Raw genomic sequence first — 19,559 nt, 5'->3', positions numbered from 1 at the left:
ACAACATGGCCGAGACGAAGCTGGCGGTGATCGAGGAACTGACCTTCGAAAAGGCGCTGGCCGAGCTCGAGCAGATCGTCTCGCGGCTAGAGCGCGGCGACGTGCCGCTTGCCGAATCCATCGCGATCTACGAGCGCGGCGAGGCACTGAAGCAGCGCTGCGCGGCGCTGCTCAAGGAAGCCGAGGCGCGAGTGGAGAAGATCCGGCTGTCGCCGGGCGGCAAGCCGGCCGGGACCGAGCCTCTGGACGTCGAGTAGCCCGCGCGGGCCGACGGAACGCATCGATGCCCCACCTCTACGACGGCATCTACATCAACCTCGACAGGTCGGCGGACCGCCGCGCCAGAATGGAGCAGCAGTTCGCGGCGCTCGGGCTGAGCGGGCTCTACCGGCGCCTTCCCGCGGTCGATGGCGCGACGCTGCCGCCGCGACCCGGGGCGACGCCCGGCGAGCGCGGCGTTTTCCGTTCGCATATCGCGGCGATCGGATTGGCAGCCGAAAGCGGCGGCCCGCTCCACGTGCTCGAGGACGATGCGGTGTTGTCGCCGGCGACCGCTCCGGCGATCGACTTCTGCATCCAGTCCAGCGCGCTCGGCAGCTTCGACATCATGTTCACCGAGACTCTCGTGTCACAGGACGTGCGCGCCCTCAAGGCATTCAAGGCGCTGTTCGACAAGGCAACGGGTGGCGGCGCCAACTTCGATATCCGCCGCCTGCAGATCATCGACCTCACGGCAGTCCGCTTCGCCTGCACCAGTTCGTACGTGGTCAACCCGAAGAGCGCGGAGCGGCTGCTCGACCGGCTGAAGGTCGGCTGGGACAAGGGGCCGATCCAGCCGATCGACTTCGTCCTCCGCGACGAGGTCAATAACGGACGCCTGCGCGCCGCTTGCATGTTCCCGTTCGTCACGACGATCGACCCGGCCAGCATCGTCTCCTCGACCACGGGACGGTCGGCGGGATCGGCCGACGACACGGCATCGACGCTGGTCCTCGCGGTCCTGCGGCATTCGTTCTTCGTCGGGCGCGATCTGGCATGGGCGCACGCGCGGCTGGCCGAGATACTGGCGCGGACCGTAGACCGGCGGCCGGACAGCCACCGGCTGTTGCTGGAAAAGGCCATGGGGTTCGTGCTTTCGGATCATTTTCAGGCGTTCTGACAGCGACACGTATCGGGGTGTCGTTGCGGCCGGCCGCTGCCTATATCTTTGGGCGAATAACTGAGGGACCCAGCCATGCGCCGTTTGCCCCTGCCCGATCCCATGCTCGGCGAAGTCGCCGCGGCCGATGCCATCGAGACGATCATCGTGCCGCGGCTGCGCGATATCGGCGCGTTCATGGTCAAGCGGGCGCTGCCGGCGGCGCAGCGGCAGATGGTCGGGCCGTTCATCTTTCTCGATGCGTTCGGCCCCGGCGAGGCGATCTCGGGCGAGAAGTTCGACGTGCGGCCGCATCCGCATATCGGGCTCGCCACGGTGAGCTACCTGCTGGAAGGTTCGATCATGCATCGCGACTCGGTCGGCAGCGAGCAGATCATCGTGCCGGGCGACGTGAACTGGATGACCGCCGGCAAGGGCATCGCGCATTCGGAACGCGCGCCGAAGGAGAACATCGGCAAGCCGGTACGGGTGCACGGCTTCCAGACCTGGGTGGCGCTGCCGAAGGTGAGCGAGGAAGCGGCGCCGACGTTCTTCCATCACGGCAAGGACGCGCTGCCGACGATCGTCGGCGACGGCGCGACCGTGCGGCTGGCGGTCGGGTCGCTCTATGGTGAGCGGGCGCCGGTGTCGACGTTCAGCGAGATGTTCTTTGCCGACGTCGTGCTCGAAGCCGGCGCCACGCTGCCGCTCGACGCCGCGCACGAGGAACGCGCGGCGTATCTTTCGGAAGGCACGGTGGAGATCGGCGGCGATACGTTCACGCCGGACCGGCTGATCGTGTTCAAGCCGGGTGAAGGCATGACCATCCGCGCGGTGACCCCTGCCCGGCTGATCCTGCTCGGCGGCGAGCCGATGGACGGGCCGCGGCACATCTGGTGGAACTTCGTCTCCTCGACCAAAGAGCGCATCGACCAGGCCAAGGCCGACTGGAAGGCCGGGCGGTTCGACAAGGTTTTCGGCGACGAGAAAGACTTCATTCCCCTACCGGAATAAGCGCGTTTGCGTCGCCCGGGCGAAGGTGTAAGGGTGCGCCCTGGCCCTCGCTTTCCGGCGGATTCTGTGACGTTGACCGGCGAACTCGCGACCCCATTGCTCGACCGGATCAAGACGCCGGATGACCTCAGGCGGCTGCCGGAATCCGACCTGAAGCAGGTCGCCGACGAGTTGCGGCGCGAGACCGTCTCCGCCGTCTCGGTGACCGGCGGCCACCTCGGCGCCGGACTGGGCGTCGTCGAGCTGACCGTAGCGCTCCACTATGTCTTCGATACGCCGCGCGACCGGCTGGTCTGGGACGTCGGCCATCAGGCCTATCCGCACAAGATCCTGACCGGGCGGCGCCCGCGCATCCGGACGCTCCGCGCGCCCGGTGGCCTTTCCGGTTTCACCCGGCGGGCGGAGAGCGAGTACGACCCGTTCGGCGCGGCGCACTCGTCAACCTCGATTTCGGCGGCGCTCGGCATGGCGGTGGCGCGCGATCTGAGCCACGGCGAGAATAACGTCATCGCCGTGATCGGCGACGGCGCGATGTCGGCGGGCATGGCCTATGAGGCGATGAACAACGCCGGGCACCTCAAGTCGCGGCTGATCGTCATCCTCAACGACAACGACATGTCGATCGCGCCACCGGTCGGCGCCATGTCGGCGCATCTCGCACGGCTGGTTTCGGGGCGCACGTATCGCAGCTTCCGCCAGATGATGAAGCGGATCGCCAGCCGGCTGCCGCGCTTCTTCCGCGACAAGGCGCGGCTGACCGAGGAATTCGTGCGCAGCTACTGGACCGGCGGCACGATGTTCGAGGAACTCGGCTTCTACTACGTCGGGCCGATCGACGGCCACAATCTCGATCACCTGCTGCCGGTGCTGAAGAACGTGCGCGACACGCGCAACGGGCCGATCCTCGTCCACGTCGTGACGCAGAAGGGCAAGGGCTACGCGCCGGCCGAGCAGTCCGACGACAAGTATCACGGCGTGGCGAAGTTCGACGTCGTCACCGGCAAACAGGCGAAGGCCGCGACCAATGCGCCGGCCTACACCCGGGTGTTCGCCAACGCGCTGATCAAGGAAGCGGAGAAGGACGACAGGATCGTCGCCATCACCGCGGCCATGCCCGCCGGGACAGGTCTCGATCTTTTCGGCGAACGATTCCCGGCGCGGACGTTCGATGTCGGCATTGCCGAGCAGCATGCGGTGACGTTCGCGGCGGGCCTGGCGTCCGAGGGCTACAAGCCGTTCGCGGCGATCTACTCGACCTTCCTGCAGCGCGCCTACGATCAGGTCGTGCATGACGTCGCGATCCAGTCGCTGCCGGTGCGCTTCGCCATCGACCGCGCCGGCTTTGTCGGCGCCGACGGGCCGACGCACGCGGGATCGTTCGACACGACGTATCTCGCCGCCCTGCCCGGCTTCGTCGTCATGGCGCCGGCGGACGAAGCGGAGCTGGTGCACATGGTGGCGACGGCGGTCGCGATCGACGACCGGCCGTCGTCGTTCCGCTATCCGCGCGGCGACGGCGTCGGTGTCGACATGCCGGAGGTCGGCGTGGCGCTCGACGTCGGCAAAGGCCGCATCCTGCGCGAGGGCGGCAAGGTCGCGATCCTCTCGTACGGCACGCGGCTTGCCGATGCGCTGAAGGCGGCGGAGGAACTCGACACGTTCGGCCTGCCGACCACGGTCGCCGACGCCCGCTTCGCTAAGCCGCTGGACACGGCGCTTATCGACCGGCTGGTCGCCAACCACGAGGTGCTGATCACCGTCGAGGAAGGCGCCGTCGGCGGCTTCGGCTCGCATGTGCTGGCGCATCTCGCCAGGACCGGCGCGCTCGATCGCGGCCTCAAGATTCGCACGCTGGCGATGCCCGACCGTTTCGTCGACCAGAACAAGCCGGAGGCGATGGTTGCCGCCGCCGGCCTCGATTCCGCCGGGATCGTCGGAGCAGTGTTCGCCGCGCTCGGCCGGACACTCGCGCCGGCCGCTTCCCGCCTCGCTTAGCTCTCCTTTTCTCAAGGCGACGATGTACACGACGCTGCGCCCGATCTTCTCGCTGCTGCTCGGGCTGTTCTTCCTGATCGTCGGGCACGGGCTGCAGCTCACGCTGGTGCCGCTGCGCGCCGAGGCCGAGGGGTGGAGCTCGTTCCAGATCGGCGCCATCGGCTCGGCGTACTACGTCGGCTTCCTCATCGGCTGCATCGCGACGCCCTACCTGATCCTGCGCGCCGGGCACATCCGCGCCTTCATGGCGCTGGCCGCCGGGCTCGCGGCGGCGATGGTGGCGCATCCCTTGTGGGTCGCCTTTGGCCCGTGGCTGGTGCTGCGCCTGATCATCGGCGCCTCGCTCGCCGGGCTCTACATGATCATCGAAAGCTGGCTCAACGACCGCGCCTCCAACCAGAACCGCGGCCTGATCATGTCGATCTACATCATGGTCAACTACGCGGCGCTCGCGCTCGGGCAATTCCTGGTGACGCAGGCCTCGCCGATGACGTTCACGCTGTTCGCGGTGGCGACGTTCGCGATGGCGATCGCGTCGATCCCGCTGGCGCTGACGCGGCAGCAGCAGCCGGCGCCGGTGGCGCTGGTGCGCTTCCGGCCGCAGGCGGTTTATCGCGCCGCGCCGGTCGGGCTGGTCGGCGTGTTCGGCTCGGGGCTGGCCAACGGCGCATACTGGTCGCTCGGCGCCGTCGCCGCGGTCGGGCACGGGATGTCGTCGTCGCAGGCGGCGGTGTTCCTCACCATCGCGACGCTGGCCGGCACGTTCGCGCAGTGGCCGGTGGGGCGCGCATCGGACCGCATGGACCGGCGCTTCGTCCTTGCCGTGCTGCTCGGCATGGCGACGTTCTTCGCGCTGATCCTGGCGTTCGTGCCGCTGACGACGCTTGGCTGGTACATCATCGCCGTGCCCTACGGCTTCGCGATCGCGCCGATCTATTCCATCGCCGCGGCGCATGCCTACGACCGCGTCGCCAAGGGCACGATGGTGGAGACGGCGGCGAGCCTTTTCCTCGCCAGCGCGCTCGGCTCCATCGTCGGGCCGCTGGTTGCCTCGACGATGATGGGGCATTTCGGCGGCGCGGCGCTGTTCCAGTACACGGCGGTGATCTACGTGGTGCTCGGCGCCTATGTCTTCGTCCGGCTGCGGCAGCGCCCGCCGGAGCAGCCGGAGATGAAGACGGAGATACGCCGTGGCGCCGCGGTGCCGGGCGGCAGCACGATCGGGCCGGAGCCGCTCGATCCGAACGACCCCAATGTCGCGACGCCGTCGGCCTCGGTCGAGCCCGGGGCGGAAGGGAAGGCAGCATGAGACTCGGCGGCGCACTGATCGCGCTTGTGCTGATCGCGGCGCCGGCGCTTGCCGCGCCGGTCACGGTCGGCAGCCTGACGCTCGATGCGATGTGGACGCGGGCGACGCCGCCGGGGGCGCCCAGCGCCGGCGGATACCTCACCATCACCAACACCGGCAGCGAAGCGGATACGCTGGTGTCGGTCGCCTCGCCGGTCGCCGGCATGGCGGACATGCACGTGATGGAAATGAAGGACGGCGTCATGACCATGCACGGGCTGGACGGCGGCCTGCCGATACCGGCCGGGCAGACGGTAACCCTTGCTCCCGACGGATTCCACATCATGTTCATGGGGCTGACGGCGGCGCTGAAGCAGGGCGAGACGCTGCCGGTGACGCTGACGTTCGCCAAGGCCGGCAAGATCGAGACGGCGTTCCCGATCCTGCCGATCGGCGCCAGGGGACCGTGACATGAATGCGCTGAAGGCGGTGCGGTATCTGCTCTGGGCGGTCGTCATAGTGGCCGCCGCCGCCATTGCGTGGGCGGTGCTCGCGCCGCGCGGCGGGGCGCTCGCCACGGCCGACATCGGCGGGCCGTTCACGCTGACCGACCAGACCGGCGCGACGGTGACCGAGGCGGCGCTGCAGGGGCACCCGTCGGCGCTGTTCTTCGGCTACACCTTCTGCCCCGACGTGTGCCCGACGACGCTCGCCGACATGACGCTGTGGCTGCAGGACCTCGGCGCCGGCGGCGACAGGCTCAAGGTTTATTTCGTCACCGTCGATCCGGAGCGCGACACGCAGGCAGCGATGGCGTCCTATCTGCAGGCGTTCGACCCGCGCATCAAGGGCCTCACCGGCCCGCGGCCCGCGATCGACGCGATGCTCAAGGAATTCCGCGTCTATTCGCGCAAGGTGGACGGCAAGGACGGCGCGCCCTACACGATGGACCACACCGCCGGCGTCTATCTCTTGAATGACAAGGCGCAGTTCGTCGGCACCGTCGATTACCAGGAGAAGCCGGAAGTGGCGCTCGCCAAATTGAAACGGCTGGTCGGATGAACCAGGTTGCCGCGCGCAGGTCGGGGTTCCCCAAGACCGGCCTCGCGATCGGCGGGCTGGTGCTCGTCGCGCTCGGCGTCGTGCTGTGGGCGAAGTTCGGCGCGCTGGTCTATTTCGATACGCTGGCGTCGGCGTTCATCGGGTGCTTCATCTGAGGCGATGAGCAAACGTCTCGACATGGCGCTGGTCGAGCGCGGACTGGCGCCGACGCGAGCACGGGCGCGCGACGCGATCCTGCGCGGGCACGTTACCGTTGCCGGGCAGGTCGCGGCGAAGCCGGCGCAGACGGTCGACGACGGCGCCGAGATCGGCATCGACGATCCGGCGGTGGCCTACGTCTCGCGGGCGGCGCTGAAGCTGATCGCGGGGCTGGATCGTTTCGGCTTCTCGCCGAACGGCAAGGTCGCGCTGGATATTGGCGCATCGACCGGCGGCTTCACGCAGGTGCTGTTGGAACGCGGCGCGCGGCAGGTGTTCGCCGTCGATGTCGGGCATGGGCAGCTCGATCCTACGTTGGCGGCCGATCCGCGCGTGGTGTCGCGCGAGGGGCTGAATGCGCGCGACCTCACCGCTGACGATGTCGGCGAGGCGCCGCAGGTGATCGTCGCCGACGTGAGTTTCATTTCGCTCCGCCTCGTGCTGCCGCCGGCGCTGAAGCTGGCGGCGCCCGGCGCGTGGGGCGTGTTCCTGGTCAAGCCGCAGTTCGAGGCCGGGCGCGACGCGGTCGGCAAGGGCGGCATCGTGCGCGACGCGCAACTCGGCGAGCGCACCGCCGCCGATCTCGCCGTCTGGCTCGAGGTCGAGATGGGCTGGCGGACCGCCGGCGTCATCCTCTCGCCGATCGAAGGCGGCGACGGCAACCGCGAGTTCCTGCTCGGCGCCGAGCGTGGCTGAGACCGTCACGATCACGGCCCTCGGCCACGGCGGCGACGGCATCGCCGAAGCCGGCGGCGGGCGCGTCTTCGTGCCCTACACGCTGCCCGGCGAGGAAGTCGAGATCGAGCGCGACGGCGAGCGCGGGACGCTCGTTGGCATCGTGACACCGAGCGCCGACCGGGTGGCGCCGGCCTGCCCCAACTTCACGCGCTGCGGGATTTGTGCGCTGGAGCACATGGCACGGCCGGCGTATCTCGCGTGGAAGCGCGAGCAGGTGGTGGCGGCGCTGGCGCAGCGCGGCGTCGAGACGGAGGTGGCGCCGATCGTACCGATCGGCGTTGGCAGCCGGCGGCGGGCGATCTTCTCGGCGGTGTGCTCGGCCAAGGGCGTCGTGCTCGGGTTCCACGCGCGCGGGTCGGAGACCATCGTCGATATCGACACGTGCGTCGTGCTGGCGCCGACGATCGTGGCGAAGCTCCCTGCCCTGAAGGCGATCGCGGGCGTGGCGCTGTCGCGCTGGAAGCCGGCGCGGATGACGGTGTTCCTCGCCGACAACGGCCTCGACATCGCGCTCGCCGGGGCCGGCAAGCCCGACCAGACGATGATGACCAAGCTCGGCGACTTCGGCCGCGACGCGGATATCGCGCGGCTGACGATCGACGGCGTCGAGGTATTCCGCAACCGCGCACCGGAATTCGCGGCCGGGCCGGCGATGCTGCTGCCGGTGCCGGGCGGCTTTACGCAGGCCGCGAAGGCGGCCGAGCAGGCGCTGTCCGATGTCGTCGTGGCGCACGTCGGCGACGCGGCGGCGGCGGCCGATCTTTTCGCCGGCATCGGCACGTTCACGTTCCGCCTCGCCAAGCGCGCGGCGGTCACCGCGTTCGAGGGCGAGGCGACGCTGGTGGCCGCGATCACGGCGGCGGCGAACCGGGCGAAGGGCGTGAAGAAAGTCACCGCGCGGCGGCGCGATCTTTTCGGCAACCCGCTGGCGCCGGTGGAACTCGACAAGTTCGACGCCGTGGTCTTCGACCCGCCGGCGGCGGGCGCCAAGGCGCAGTCCGAGACGCTGGCGAAATCCAAGGTCGCCCGGATCGTCGCCGTCTCATGCAATCCGGCGACGCTGGCGCGCGATGCGCGCATCCTGATCGACGGCGGCTACCGCCTGACGCGCGTCGTGCCGGTCGACCAGTTCCTGTTCTCGGCCGAGATCGAAGCTGTGGCGACATTCACACGATGAGCGGTCGCGCGGCCTCCGGCGATATGCGAGTGTCGCGGCCATGAACTCCAGATTCAGTCACGTGCTGTGGCCGCTGGTTGGCCTCGCGGTCGCCGCGCTCTGCGTTTTCCTGCTCGTCCGCGAATTGTGGTCGCTATCGTGGGCCGACGTCTGGACCAGCCTCCGCCACGTCAGCGCGCTGCACTGGCTGGGCGCGATCGGCGGCGTGGCGCTCGCCTATTCGGCGCTCGCCGGCTACGACCGCATCGCCCTCCAGCACATCAACCGGCACCTGTCGTGGCCGTTCATCGCGCTGGCCTCGTTCGTGTCGTATGCGCTGTCGCACAACATCGGCGCCGCCGTGCTGTCGGGCGCGGTGGTGCGCTACCGCATCTATTCGACCAAGGGGCTGAGCGTCGGCGAGATCGGCGTGCTGGTCGGCTTCTGCGCCTTTACCTTCGGGCTCGGCGTCACCATCCTCGGCGGCTTCCTGCTCACCATCCATCCGGAGCTGGCGCAGCGCTTCATCAACCTGCCCGAGCCGCTGGCGCGGCTCGCCGGCTACGGCATGCTGATCGCCGTGGCGCTCTACGTCACCGGCTCGCTGCTCAAGATGAAGCCGCTGGTGCTGTGGGGCTTCTCGATCTTCTACCCGCGGCCGGGGATCGTGCTGCGCCAGCTCGTCATCGGGCCGATGGAGCTGATCGGCGCGGCCTCAATCATCTATTTCTGCCTGCCGGAAGCCGGCAACCCCGGCTTCATCATCGTGCTCGGCATCTTCCTCGCCTCGTTCTCGCTGGCGATCTTCTCGCACGCGCCGGGCGGCATCGGCGTGCTCGAGCTGCTGTTCGTGTCCGGCCTCAAGGACATGCCGGCGGCCAACGTGCTGGCGGCGCTGATCGTTTTCCGCCTGTTCTATCTCGTGCTGCCGCTGGCGATCTCGCTGATCGCGGTGCTGTTCTTCGAGCGCCACCAGATGATGCTGAGACGCCAGGCCGAGGAAGGTCAGGCGATCTCGGTCGAATCGATCTCGATGCCGAAACCGTCGAGCCCGACGTAGCGGCGCTCGCGGCTGGCGATCAGCTTTATCGACTTGACGCCGAGGTCGCGCAGGATCTGCGCGCCGACGCCGACCTCGCGCCATTCCTCGCCGCGGGCGGCCGACGAGTCGGCGCCCTTCACCGCATCGCGAGCGCGGCGGCTGGCCTCGGCGACGCCCACCGAATTTTCGCGGAGATAGACGACGACACCGCGGCCGTTCCCGGCCAGGCGGGCGATCATCGCATCAAGCGCGGTGTGGGTGCCGAACACATCTTCGACCACGGCCTCGCGGTGCAGACGAACCGGGACGCCCCTGCCCTCGCCGATGTCGCCGAAGACGATGGCGAGATGCTGGGTGGCGTCGAAGGGCGTGCGGTAGGCGTACGCATGCGCCGGACCCGCGGCGGTCTGCACAGCGAATTCGCCGACACGCTCAATGAGCTTTTCGCTGCGCTGGCGCCACGCGATCAGGTCGGCGACCGAGACGCGCTGCAGATTGTGCTGCTGGGCGAAGGCGGCGACCTGGGCGCCGCGCATGACCGAGCCGTTGTCGTTGACCAGCTCGGCCAGCACGCCGACCGGCTCGAGCTGCGCCATGCGACACAAGTCGACCGCCGCCTCTGTATGGCCGGAGCGCATGAGGACGCCGCCGTCCTGCGCGATCAACGGGAAAATGTGACCGGGGCGGACGAATTCGGCCGGGCCGGAATTCGGATTGGCGAGCGCGCGCACCGTGTTGCAGCGCTCCTCGGCCGAGATGCCGGTGGTCAGGCCGTGGCGGAAATCGACCGAGACGGTGAAGGCGGTGCCGAGCGGCGCCTCGTTCTCGGCGACCATCGGCGGAAGCTGGAGGCGATGGGCGGTGGCGCGCGGCATCGGCGCGCAGACGATGCCGGTGGTGTGGCGGACGATGAAGCCGAGCTTCTCCGGCGTCGCGTGGACGGCGGCCAGGATCAGGTCGCCCTCGTTCTCGCGGTCGTCATCGTCGGTGACGACGACGATCTCGCCGGAGCGGAATGCGGCAATGGCGGCGGCGACGCGCTCGTGGTCGGTCATGCGGCGGACATGGAGGCGATGGACGAGATTTCCAGAGCAACGCAACGCGGCGTTGGACCCCCTGCCGCCCTGCCCCTTTCAGGGGGAGGAGTGAAGCGGCGGCGATCGTCGAGCCCCTGCCCCTGAAAGGGGGAGGCTGGGACGAGGTAAACCCAAACGCGGGACGCGAAGATCATCACTCGCCCACCTGCCCGCGATGGCGGAGGAACTGGTCGGCGAGCACGATCGCCAGCATCGCCTCGCCGATCGGCACGGCGCGGATGCCGACGCAGGGATCGTGGCGGCCCTTGGTCGAGACGTCGACCTCGGCGCCCTGCTGGTTGACGGTGCGGCGCGGATTGAGGATCGACGACGTCGGCTTGACGGCGAAGCGGACGACGACCGGCTGGCCGGTCGAGATGCCGCCGAGGATGCCGCCGGCGTGGTTGGACAGGAACGTCGGCTTGCCGTCGTTGCCCATACGCATCTCGTCGGCGTTCTCCTCGCCGTACAGCGCGGCGGCAGCGAAGCCCTCGCCGATCTCGACGCCCTTGACCGCGTTGATCGACATCATCGCCGAGGCGATCTCCTGGTCGAGCTTGGCGTAGACCGGCGCGCCCCAGCCGGGCGACACACCTTCGGCCACGACCTCGATGACGGCGCCGACCGAGGAACCGCGCTTGCGCACGTCGTCGAGATATTCCGTCCAGACGGCGGCGGCCTTGAAGTCGGGCGAGAAGAACGGGTTGTTATCGACCTCGCCCCAGTTCCAGTTGGCGCGATCGATCTTGTGCGGGCCGATCTGGATGAGCGCGCCGCGGATCGTCACGCCGGGGATAACTTTCCGCGCTATCGCGCCGGCGGCGACGCGACTTGCCGTCTCGCGCGCGGAGGCCCGCCCTGAGCCGCGCCAGTCGCGGATGCCGTATTTCTGCTGGTAGCTGAAATCGGCGTGGCCGGGGCGGTACTTGTCGGCGATGTCGCCGTAGTCCTTGGAGCGGGCGTCGACGTTCTGGATTTCCAGCGCGATCGGCGTTCCGGTGGTGAGCAGTTGCCCGCCCTCCTCGAAGACGCCAGATAGAATCTTCACCTCGTCCGGCTCGCGCCGCTGCGTGGTGAAGCGCGACTGGCCGGGGCGGCGCTTGTCCATGTATTCCTGAATCTCGGCCTCGCTAATGGCGATCCGCGGCGGGCAGCCGTCAACGACGCAGCCGATCGCCGGCCCGTGGCTTTCGCCCCAGGTGGTGACGCGGAAAAGATGGCCGAAGGTATTGTGGGACATGGAAATTTTTTCGCCGCCGCCGGTTCGGGCTGTGTTCTAGGCGGCGGGATTGGGGGCGTCAAATTTCCCGGTCAGCCCCCGGTTTGTCGTCCCGCGAGGGCGGGGGCGACGGCGGGAACTGCTTGCCGGCTACAACCACTCGCCGGTGCCGTCGCGCCACAGGAATATGCGGTCCTGCGGGAAGTCTTCGGAGACGGTGGCGAGCTTGTCGAGGCCGAGCAGGTGGGCGCGGAGCACGCGGCCGACGCCGCCGTGTGCGACGACCACGGCCGGGCGCTCCAGCGTCTCGACCCAGCCGATGATGCGCACGGAGAGCATGTGGTAGCTCTCGCCGCCGGGCGGCAGGTAGTTCCACTTGTCGGCGTGGCGGGCGCGCGACCAGCCGGGCTGGCGCTCCTCGATGTCGCGGTAGGTGAAGCCTTCCAGTTCGCCGAACGTGATCTCGAGCAGGCGCGAGTCGACCTCGTAGGCCGCCGGGTCGAGACCCATGGCCGCGCGGAGAATCTCCATCGTCTCGCGGGTGCGCGACAACGGGCTGGAGATGAAATCGAACGTCGCCGCTTCCGGGATCAATTCGCGGATGGTCTCGCCGTTGCGCTTCGCCTGGCCGCGTCCCCGGGCGTTCAGCGGAATGTCGCGCTGGCCCTGCAGCCGGCCTTCGACGTTCCAGTCGGTCTCGCCGTGGCGCACGAAGACGAGGGTCGGGACGGGAGTCATGGCTACAAACGTATGTCTGGAAGAGGCAGGTGGTCTACGCCCAAGGCACGTTGCAGCGCCTTGATCGCCTTAGCCGTAGGCATCTGTTTCTCGCGTTCGATCGCGGAAATATACGACTGACTCAAACCGGACTTTTTCGCGAGTTCTGGCTGGGTTAGGCCCGCGCGTCGGCGGTAAATTCGAAGCACACTTTCACCGCCGTTTAGTCTGTCTTCGAAATCATTCCACTCAGCATTTTGTCGAGTTTGAATCTGATGCTGAAAACTTAGGAGGCGGCTGTACGTTTCACGAGTTATCAGAACCAGCTCATCGCCGCAGTCCGTTCTAATGAAACGAGGTTTCATCACTGCCGTCCTTGATGATATTTTACTACAATAAATATCACCATGCGAACGGTCAATCAGTCCTTCACGGTCGAAATATCCGGCGCGTCCACCGCCTTCATGCCGACGACGTGGTAGCCGGCGTCGACGTGCAGGACCTCGCCGGTGACGGCACGCGACAGGTCGGAGACGAGGTAGAGCGCGGTCGAACCGACCTCGTCCGGGGTGACCGTGCGGCGGAGCGGCGCGTTGTACTCGTTCCACTTGAGGATGTAGCGGAAGTCGTCGATGCCGGAGGCGGCCAGCGTCTTGATCGGGCCGGCGGAGATGGCGTTGACGCGGATCTTCTGCTTGCCGAGATCGACGGCGAGGTAGCGGACGCTGGCCTCCAGTGCCGCCTTGGCGACGCCCATGACGTTATAGTTGGGCATGACCTTCTCGGCGCCGTAGTAGGTGAGCGTCACGATAGATCCGCCGTCGGTCATCAGCTTCTCGGCGCGCTGGGCGATCGCAGCCAGCGAGTAGCACGAGATGTTCATGGTCATGGCGAAGTTCGCCGGGCTGGTGTCGAGGTAGCGGCCGGTCAGCTCCTTCTTGTCGGAGAAGGCGACGGCGTGGACGACGAAATCGAGCTTGTCCCAATGCTTCGCCGTCTCGGCAAAGACCGCGTCGATGGTGGCGAAGTCGGACACGTCGCAATGGCCGACGACGCGGCCGCCGATTTCGGCCGCCAGCGGCTCGACGCGCTTCTTGAGCTGGTCGCCCTGGTAGGTGAAGGCGAGCTCCGCGCCTTGCGCGGCGCAGGCCTTGGCGATGCCCCAGGCAATCGAATGATTGTTGGCGAGGCCAAAGATCAGGCCGCGCTTGCCCGCCAGCAATCCCGCACCATCCGCCATTTTTGAGGCTCTCCAACTTAGGCGGGCGCTCTATCGCATAGCCCCTCCCCCGCTTCAAGCGAACGGCGCCACAGAGCGGCCTTACGGGGGACAAGAATAAATCCGCCAATGGGGTGTTCACGATGCGGGAGGCCGGCGCCCCGCCGGCCCGCCCAGTGAAACACCCGCAACAGGGAGCGACTCCCCCATGAAACGCATGATTCTCGGCCTCTCGGCCGCCCTCTTCCTCACCGGCGCCGCCATCAGCGGCGCCTTCGCAGCCGATCCCGCCCAGACGGCGGATACGACGGCCGGCAAGGTCTGGGTCGGCGAAAAGGGCATGACCCTCTACATCTTCGACAAGGACACCAAGGGCGCCATGACCTCGGCCTGCACCGGCAAGTGCATTGCCGCCTGGCCGCCGTTCCTGGCCGCGGCCGACGCCAAGGCGGACGGCGACTGGACGATCGTCGACGGCACCGACGCCGACGGCAAGCCGATCAAGCTCTGGGCCTACGACGGCCTGCCGCTCTACTACTACGTCAAGGACGCGGCGCCGGGCGACGTGACCGGCGACGGCGTTGGCGGTGTCTGGCACGTCGCCAAGGCCGACTAACCTCTCCCTCGGCGCGGGCGGAAGGCTTCCCCCTACTTGCCCGCTCGATAAGCCGGGCGGCGCGCGTCTCGACGCTCGCCGTCCGGTGACCTAAGTTCCGGCGATGAACGCGCCGGCCACCCCCCTCCTTGACCAGTTCGCGGCCATTGTCGGCGCGCCTTACGCGCTCCGCGACCAGGCGGCGATCGCGCCCTACCTGATCGAGCCGCGCGACAAATTCGGCGGGCGCACCGCGCTGGTGCTCCGGCCCGGGTCGGTGGCCGAAGTTTCCGCGATCCTGAAACTCGCCAACGAGACGTTTACCGCGATCGTGCCGCAGGGCGGCAACACCGGCGTCGTCGGCGGGCAGTCGCCGTCGGCAGCCGGCAACGAGATCATGGTTTCCCTGTCGCGGCTCAACAAGGTGCGCGCCGTCGATCCGGCCAACAACACCATGACCGTCGATGCGGGCGTGATCCTCGCCGATGCGCAGGCGGCGGCCGAGGCTGCGGACCGGCTGTTCCCGCTGTCGCTCGCCTCGGAAGGCTCGTGCCAGATCGGCGGCAATCTCTCCACCAACGCCGGCGGCACGGCTGTCCTGTCCTATGGATCGACGCGCGATCTGGTGCTGGGCATCGAAGCGGTGCTGCCCGACGGCGAGATCTGGAACGGGCTCCGGACTCTGCGCAAGGACAACACGGGCTACGACCTCAAGGATATCTTCATCGGCGCCGAGGGCACGCTCGGCATCATCACCGGCGCGGTGCTGAAACTGTTTCCGCGGCCGCGCGGGGTGAACGTGGCGATTGTCGGCGTCGCCAGTCCCGAGGCGGCGCTGGCGCTGTTCAACATCGCGCGCGCCGTCGCGGCGCAGTCGCTGACGGCGGCGGAGCTGATGCCGCGCCTCGCCGTCGAGACGGTGCTCCAGTTCATCCCCGGCACGCGCGATCCGCTCGGCACGCCGCACGCGTGGTACCTGCTGCTCGAGGTTTCGTCCGGCCGCTCGCAGGAAGACGCGGAGTCGACCATCGAGACGATCTTCGCCGCCGGCATGGATGCCGGCGTGGTCGAGGATGGCGTGCGGGCGCAATCGATCGAGCAGTCGGATTCGTTCTGGCGCATCCGCCACGCGCTGTCCGAGGTGCAGAAGCATCTCGGCGGGTCGATCAAGCATGACGTCGCGGTGCCGGTCGGCAAGGTGCCGGAGCTGCTGGCGCGGGCGGACGCGGCGGCGAAGGCGCTGATCCCCGGATGCCGCCCCTTCCCCTTCGGCCACGTCGGCGACGGCAACATCCATCTCAACATCAGCCAACCGCAAGGCACGGACAAAAAGGCGTATCTCGACCGCTGGGCCGACATGAACACGACCATCCATGCGATCGTGACCGAGCTCGGCGGCACGATCTCGGCCGAGCATGGCATCGGGCGACTGAAGCGCGACCTGCTGCCGCTGGTGAAGAGCCCGGTGGAGCTTGCCACCATGCGGCGGATCAAGGCGGCGCTTGACCCGAACGGCATCATGAATCCCGGCAAGGTCCTCTAAACCTTGTTTGGTGGCGGGGTGCTAACCCTCTCGGAAATCACTCAAATTTAACCCAACCGCTTAAGCCGACGCTGTCTTTCCAATGGCATAGTGACGCTCACAAACGAGGTCCAAAACAAACGGGCCCGTGGGAGCGTTTAGAGGCGTCAGACAGTGGCCGGCGGAGCAACCGTCGGGTCGGGCCGGGCATACCGGCTCGACCCGCACACGTTGCCGGCCCGCGGCTCGCCCATCGGCGGGAGCGCGGCGGCGACGTTCGTCATCGCAGCCGACCGCACGATCGTGCGGCGCGCGGGCACGGCCGTTGCCGTGCCGCTCGGCGAGTACCGCGGCGTTGCGGTGCGCATGGAGCCGATCGGCAACGACGGCACGGTGCGCGGCTTCGTCGAGCTGCTGCACAACGATGCGGAGCTGACGCTCCCGCTCGCCATCAACGACGATCCCAATTCCATCTCCAGCGACTGGCAGGCCTGGGGCCGCGCGCTCCATCTGCCGCTGCTCATCATCGGGCAGGACGGCTCGGTCGGCGAGCCGCTGCGCGACACCGGCGGCGTCCACATGGGCCCGCCCAAGCCGCGCCGCCGGCATTCGTTTTTCGCCAAGCGGCGCCCGCGATTCCTGACGCGGCGCAAGGTCGGCCGGCTCGACGCGGTGCGCGTCGTGTTCGGGGATGAGATTTTCGGGCGGGACTAGCTTCCCGCTTGGCGAGCGAGACCTCGCACCCCTTCCGCTTTCCCCGCGAAAGCGGGGATCCAGGTTTCAACCCTGTTCATTTTCCCCAAGAAGAACGCCGCAGCCTCAGCTCGACGCGCGCACTCGCTTTGACACCTGGATCCCCGCTTTCGCGGGGAAAGCGGAGTTGGGTGATGCCGCGGTGGGGAGGCTAGGTCAGTCCCCGCTGCAAGGCATCCGCCGCCAGCCCGGCGAATATGATCAGCCCGTAGTCGCGGTTCGAGCGGAACACCATCAGGCACGATTCCGGGTCGTCGATCTTCAGCGTACGCGTCTGCCAGACGAGGTGGATGCCGCCGAGCGTCAGGCCCGCGAAGGCGATGATGCCGGCGCCGGCAACCACGAAAGCCGCGACGAACAGAATCGTCGCGCCGGCGAAGAACAGGCGGATGATCGGCACCGAGTTTTCGCCGAACAGCCGCGCGGTCGAGCGGACGCCGATCAGCGCGTCATCTTCCTTGTCCTGATGGGCGTATATCGTGTCGTAGCCGATGGTCCACAGGATGGCGCCGGCGTAGAGCAGCACGGGCGCCCAGCCGAGGCTGCCGTAGATCGCCGACCAGCCCATCAGCGCGCCCCACGAAAAGGCGAGACCGAGACCGACCTGCGGCCACCACGTGATCCGCTTCAGGAACGGATAGACCGCGACGGTGACCAGCGACGCCGCGCCCAGAACAATGGTGAAGGGGTTGAACTGGGTGAGGACGAACAGCCCGACCAGCGCCTCCAGCACGAGAAACAGCCAGGCGGCCTGCACGCTGACCTGGCCGCTGGGAATCGGCCGCGTGCGCGTGCGTGCCACCGCCGCGTCGAGGTCACGGTCGACGATGTCGTTGTAGGTGCAGCCGGCGCCGCGCATGGCGATGGCGCCGACGACAAACAGCGCGAGATGACGCGGATTGGGCGCGAGGCCCAGCGAATCGGAAGCGAGCGCCGACGACCACCAGCACGGGATGAGCAGCAGCCACCAGCCGATCGGCCGCTCCAGCCGCGCCAGCCGCGCGTAAGGCCGCGCCGGCGGCGACAGCACGCGCTCGACCCAGTGGCCGCGGACGGCGTCGGGGATGATGTTGTTTTTATCGTCCACCGACGTTGCTTTAGTCGAACAAGGTCGCGCATTAAAGCGACACATGAAGGTTCTTCTCATCGGATCGGGCGGGCGGGAGCACGCGCTGGCGTGGAAGCTGGCGCAGTCGCCGACTTTGACGCGGCTCTATGCGGCGCCGGGCAATCCCGGGATCGCGGAGCACGCGGAGATTCTTGCCCTCGATGTTGCCGACCATGCGGCGGTGATCGCGGCGTGTCGCGCCAACGGAATCACGTTCGTCGTGGTCGGGCCGGAGGGGCCGCTGGTCGCGGGCCTTGCCGACGATCTCACGGCTGCAGGCATCGGCGTGTTCGGCCCGTCGAAGGCAGCGGCGCGGCTGGAAGGCTCCAAGGGCTTTACCAAGGCGCTGTGCGACGAAGCCGGGATGCCGACGGCGGCGTATCGCCGGTTCACGTCGGCCGGGCCGTCGCGGGAATATGTCCGCGCACAGGGCGCGCCGATCGTCGTCAAGGCAGACGGGCTCGCTGCCGGCAAGGGCGTCACCGTCGCGGCGACGATTAACGAGGCAATCGCCGCGATCGATGCGTGCTTCGCCGGCGTCCATGGCGCGGAGGTCGTCGTGGAGGAATTCCTCGCCGGCGAGGAGGCGAGTTTCTTCGCACTGACCGACGGCGTGAACGTCGTGCCGCTGACCACGGCGCAGGACCACAAGCGCGTCGGCGACGGCGACACCGGGCCGAACACCGGCGGCATGGGGGCCTATTCCCCTGCCCCGATCATGACCGAGGCACTGATCGCGCGGACGATGGACACCATCGTGAAGCCGACGGTGGCGGCGATGGCGAGGCGCGGGACGCCGTTTCGCGGCGTACTCTATGCCGGCCTCATGCTCACGGCGGAGGGGCCAAAGCTGATCGAGTACAACGTGCGCTTCGGCGATCCGGAGACGCAGGCGATGATGCTGCGGCTCGACGGCGACTTGCTGGCGCTGCTGGTCGCCACGGCCGAGGGGCGGCTGGCGGGCGCCGCCCCTCGGTGGAGCAGCGACGCAGCGCTGACGGTGGTGATGGCGGCGCGCGGGTATCCTGGCGCGTACGCCAAGGGCGGCGTGATTTCCGGGATCGACACGGCGAACGCGATGCCCGGCGTGAAGGTGTTCCAGGCGGGCACGGCGATGGCCGGCGGCACGCTCGTCGCGGCTGGCGGACGTGTGCTGAATGTGACAGCGCGCGGCGCCACGATCGCGGAAGCTCAGGCGCGTGCGTATGCGGCCGTCGAAGCCATCGACTGGGCGGATGGATTTTTCCGCAGCGACATCGGCAAGCGCGCGCTCGCGTAGTCGTGCACGGGTGCAGCTACAGGCGTGCTAGGGTGCAACGCGGCGGGATTTCTCCTGCCGCCGGGAGGAATTCCAAATGGCAGTTTCAGAATCGCTGCGGCCGGCCCTGCTCGGCGCGGTTGCCGGCGCGGTGATCGTGGCGCTCGCCGGCTTCACGGTCGGCGGCTGGGTGACCAAGGGCAGCGCGGCGGCGATGGCGAAGACGACGTCGGACGAGGCCGTGATCGTGGCGCTCGCCGACATCTGCGTCCACCAGTTCAACGGCCAGCCGGACGCGGCGGGAAAGCTTGCCGAGCTCAAGGCGCAATCGCCCTACCAGCAGTCGATGGCGCTCGAAACCGCCGGCTTTGCGACGGTGCCGGGGCAGGACAAGCCGCTGATGGGCGTCGGGCTCGCGTGCGCCAACAAGCTGAGCGCCGCCAGCTAGGCATCCCGCCTGG

Annotated in this window: 22 protein-coding genes; 16 read left to right on the top strand and 6 right to left on the bottom strand. The window is 68.2% G+C overall.

From position 1 onward, the window contains the following. Positions 1–5: 5 nt before the first annotated feature. The 11 genes from WDM94_06095 to WDM94_06045 all read left to right on the top strand — a co-directional run bounded on the left by WDM94_06095 (position 6) and on the right by WDM94_06045 (position 9,649). On the top strand, positions 6–257 hold the full coding sequence (locus WDM94_06095) for an exodeoxyribonuclease VII small subunit (protein MEJ0012195.1): 252 nt from the start codon (positions 6–8) through the stop codon (positions 255–257). A 26-nt stretch (positions 258–283) separates the two neighbouring features. Next, on the top strand, positions 284–1,159 hold the full coding sequence (locus WDM94_06090; GenBank protein ID MEJ0012194.1) for a glycosyltransferase family 25 protein: 876 nt from the start codon (positions 284–286) through the stop codon (positions 1,157–1,159). A gap of 75 nt (positions 1,160–1,234) precedes the next feature. Beyond that, a complete protein-coding gene (locus WDM94_06085) occupies positions 1,235–2,152 on the top strand; it encodes a pirin family protein (protein ID MEJ0012193.1) in 918 nt (305 codons plus the stop codon). A gap of 72 nt (positions 2,153–2,224) precedes the next feature. Beyond that, positions 2,225–4,147, top strand: a complete 1,923-nt coding sequence (gene dxs / locus WDM94_06080; protein MEJ0012192.1) for a 1-deoxy-D-xylulose-5-phosphate synthase — start codon at positions 2,225–2,227, stop codon at positions 4,145–4,147. A gap of 22 nt (positions 4,148–4,169) precedes the next feature. Next, complete coding sequence (locus tag WDM94_06075) at positions 4,170–5,456, top strand: MFS transporter (GenBank protein MEJ0012191.1); 1,287 nt, start codon at positions 4,170–4,172, stop codon at positions 5,454–5,456. Further along, a complete protein-coding gene (locus tag WDM94_06070; protein ID MEJ0012190.1) occupies positions 5,453–5,905 on the top strand; it encodes a copper chaperone PCu(A)C in 453 nt (150 codons plus the stop codon). The genes WDM94_06075 and WDM94_06070 overlap by 4 nt, the downstream gene beginning before the upstream one ends. A gap of 1 nt (position 5,906) precedes the next feature. Further along, positions 5,907–6,497, top strand: coding sequence for an SCO family protein (locus tag WDM94_06065; protein ID MEJ0012189.1), 591 nt, complete (start codon positions 5,907–5,909; stop codon positions 6,495–6,497). Continuing rightward, positions 6,494–6,652 carry a hypothetical protein gene (locus WDM94_06060; protein MEJ0012188.1) on the top strand — a complete coding sequence of 53 codons (159 nt, stop codon included), beginning with the start codon at positions 6,494–6,496 and terminating at the stop codon, positions 6,650–6,652. Before WDM94_06065 ends, WDM94_06060 begins: the two co-directional genes overlap by 4 nt. A 4-nt stretch (positions 6,653–6,656) precedes the next feature. Then, positions 6,657–7,391, top strand: a complete 735-nt coding sequence (locus WDM94_06055) for a TlyA family RNA methyltransferase (protein ID MEJ0012187.1) — start codon at positions 6,657–6,659, stop codon at positions 7,389–7,391. Next, complete coding sequence (locus WDM94_06050; protein ID MEJ0012186.1) at positions 7,384–8,610, top strand: TRAM domain-containing protein; 1,227 nt, start codon at positions 7,384–7,386, stop codon at positions 8,608–8,610. The genes WDM94_06055 and WDM94_06050 overlap by 8 nt, the downstream gene beginning before the upstream one ends. 40 nt (positions 8,611–8,650) lie before the next feature. Next, positions 8,651–9,649 (top strand): YbhN family protein, encoded by a 999-nt coding sequence (locus tag WDM94_06045; GenBank protein ID MEJ0012185.1) that lies wholly within the window; start codon positions 8,651–8,653, stop codon positions 9,647–9,649. Here the strand turns inward: WDM94_06045 and ribB are convergent. From ribB to fabI, 5 genes are all read right to left on the bottom strand, one after another. Continuing rightward, on the bottom strand, positions 9,595–10,686 hold the full coding sequence (ribB, locus tag WDM94_06040; protein MEJ0012184.1) for a 3,4-dihydroxy-2-butanone-4-phosphate synthase: 1,092 nt from the start codon (positions 10,684–10,686) through the stop codon (positions 9,595–9,597). The two genes, WDM94_06045 and ribB, sit on opposite strands and share 55 nt — an antisense overlap. Before the next feature lie 175 nt (positions 10,687–10,861). Continuing rightward, positions 10,862–11,947 (bottom strand): chorismate synthase, encoded by a 1,086-nt coding sequence (gene aroC / locus WDM94_06035; GenBank protein MEJ0012183.1) that lies wholly within the window; start codon positions 11,945–11,947, stop codon positions 10,862–10,864. 129 nt (positions 11,948–12,076) lie between these two features. After that, a complete protein-coding gene (locus tag WDM94_06030; protein MEJ0012182.1) occupies positions 12,077–12,664 on the bottom strand; it encodes a histidine phosphatase family protein in 588 nt (195 codons plus the stop codon). A 2-nt stretch (positions 12,665–12,666) separates the two neighbouring features. Then, positions 12,667–13,008 (bottom strand): helix-turn-helix transcriptional regulator, encoded by a 342-nt coding sequence (locus tag WDM94_06025; protein ID MEJ0012181.1) that lies wholly within the window; start codon positions 13,006–13,008, stop codon positions 12,667–12,669. Positions 13,009–13,064: 56 nt separating this feature from the next. Next, positions 13,065–13,883: an enoyl-ACP reductase FabI gene (fabI, locus tag WDM94_06020; protein MEJ0012180.1), complete on the bottom strand. Its 819-nt coding sequence runs from the start codon at positions 13,881–13,883 to the stop codon at positions 13,065–13,067. Positions 13,884–14,070: 187 nt separating this feature from the next. Between fabI and WDM94_06015 the strand changes: the two genes are divergently transcribed. The 3 genes from WDM94_06015 (at position 14,071) to WDM94_06005 (ending at position 16,693) form a co-directional block, all read left to right on the top strand. Continuing rightward, positions 14,071–14,478 carry a hypothetical protein gene (locus WDM94_06015; GenBank protein ID MEJ0012179.1) on the top strand — a complete coding sequence of 136 codons (408 nt, stop codon included), beginning with the start codon at positions 14,071–14,073 and terminating at the stop codon, positions 14,476–14,478. A gap of 103 nt (positions 14,479–14,581) precedes the next feature. Continuing rightward, positions 14,582–16,000 (top strand): FAD-binding oxidoreductase, encoded by a 1,419-nt coding sequence (locus WDM94_06010; protein MEJ0012178.1) that lies wholly within the window; start codon positions 14,582–14,584, stop codon positions 15,998–16,000. A 153-nt stretch (positions 16,001–16,153) separates the two neighbouring features. After that, the gene (locus tag WDM94_06005) at positions 16,154–16,693 is read left to right on the top strand and encodes a DUF6101 family protein (protein ID MEJ0012177.1); all 540 of its coding nucleotides are present in this window, start codon (positions 16,154–16,156) and stop codon (positions 16,691–16,693) included. Between the two features lie 190 nt (positions 16,694–16,883). On the opposite strand, the gene ubiA is transcribed toward WDM94_06005, so the two are convergent. Then, a complete protein-coding gene (gene ubiA / locus WDM94_06000) occupies positions 16,884–17,819 on the bottom strand; it encodes a 4-hydroxybenzoate octaprenyltransferase (GenBank protein MEJ0012176.1) in 936 nt (311 codons plus the stop codon). 43 nt (positions 17,820–17,862) lie between these two features. Here ubiA and purD point away from each other — a divergent pair, with 43 nt between their 5' ends. Together purD and WDM94_05990 are read left to right on the top strand one after the other, a co-directional pair. After that, positions 17,863–19,119, top strand: coding sequence for a phosphoribosylamine--glycine ligase (gene purD / locus WDM94_05995; protein MEJ0012175.1), 1,257 nt, complete (start codon positions 17,863–17,865; stop codon positions 19,117–19,119). Between the two features lie 76 nt (positions 19,120–19,195). Next, the gene (locus WDM94_05990; protein MEJ0012174.1) at positions 19,196–19,546 is read left to right on the top strand and encodes a hypothetical protein; all 351 of its coding nucleotides are present in this window, start codon (positions 19,196–19,198) and stop codon (positions 19,544–19,546) included. Positions 19,547–19,559: the final 13 nt, after the last annotated feature.

Source organism: Bauldia sp. (assembly GCA_037200845.1).
Taxonomy (GTDB): domain Bacteria; phylum Pseudomonadota; class Alphaproteobacteria; order Rhizobiales; family Kaistiaceae; genus DASZQY01.
Note: the sequence above shows the minus strand (reverse complement) of the source record. Positions and strands in the feature narration are given on the sequence as shown.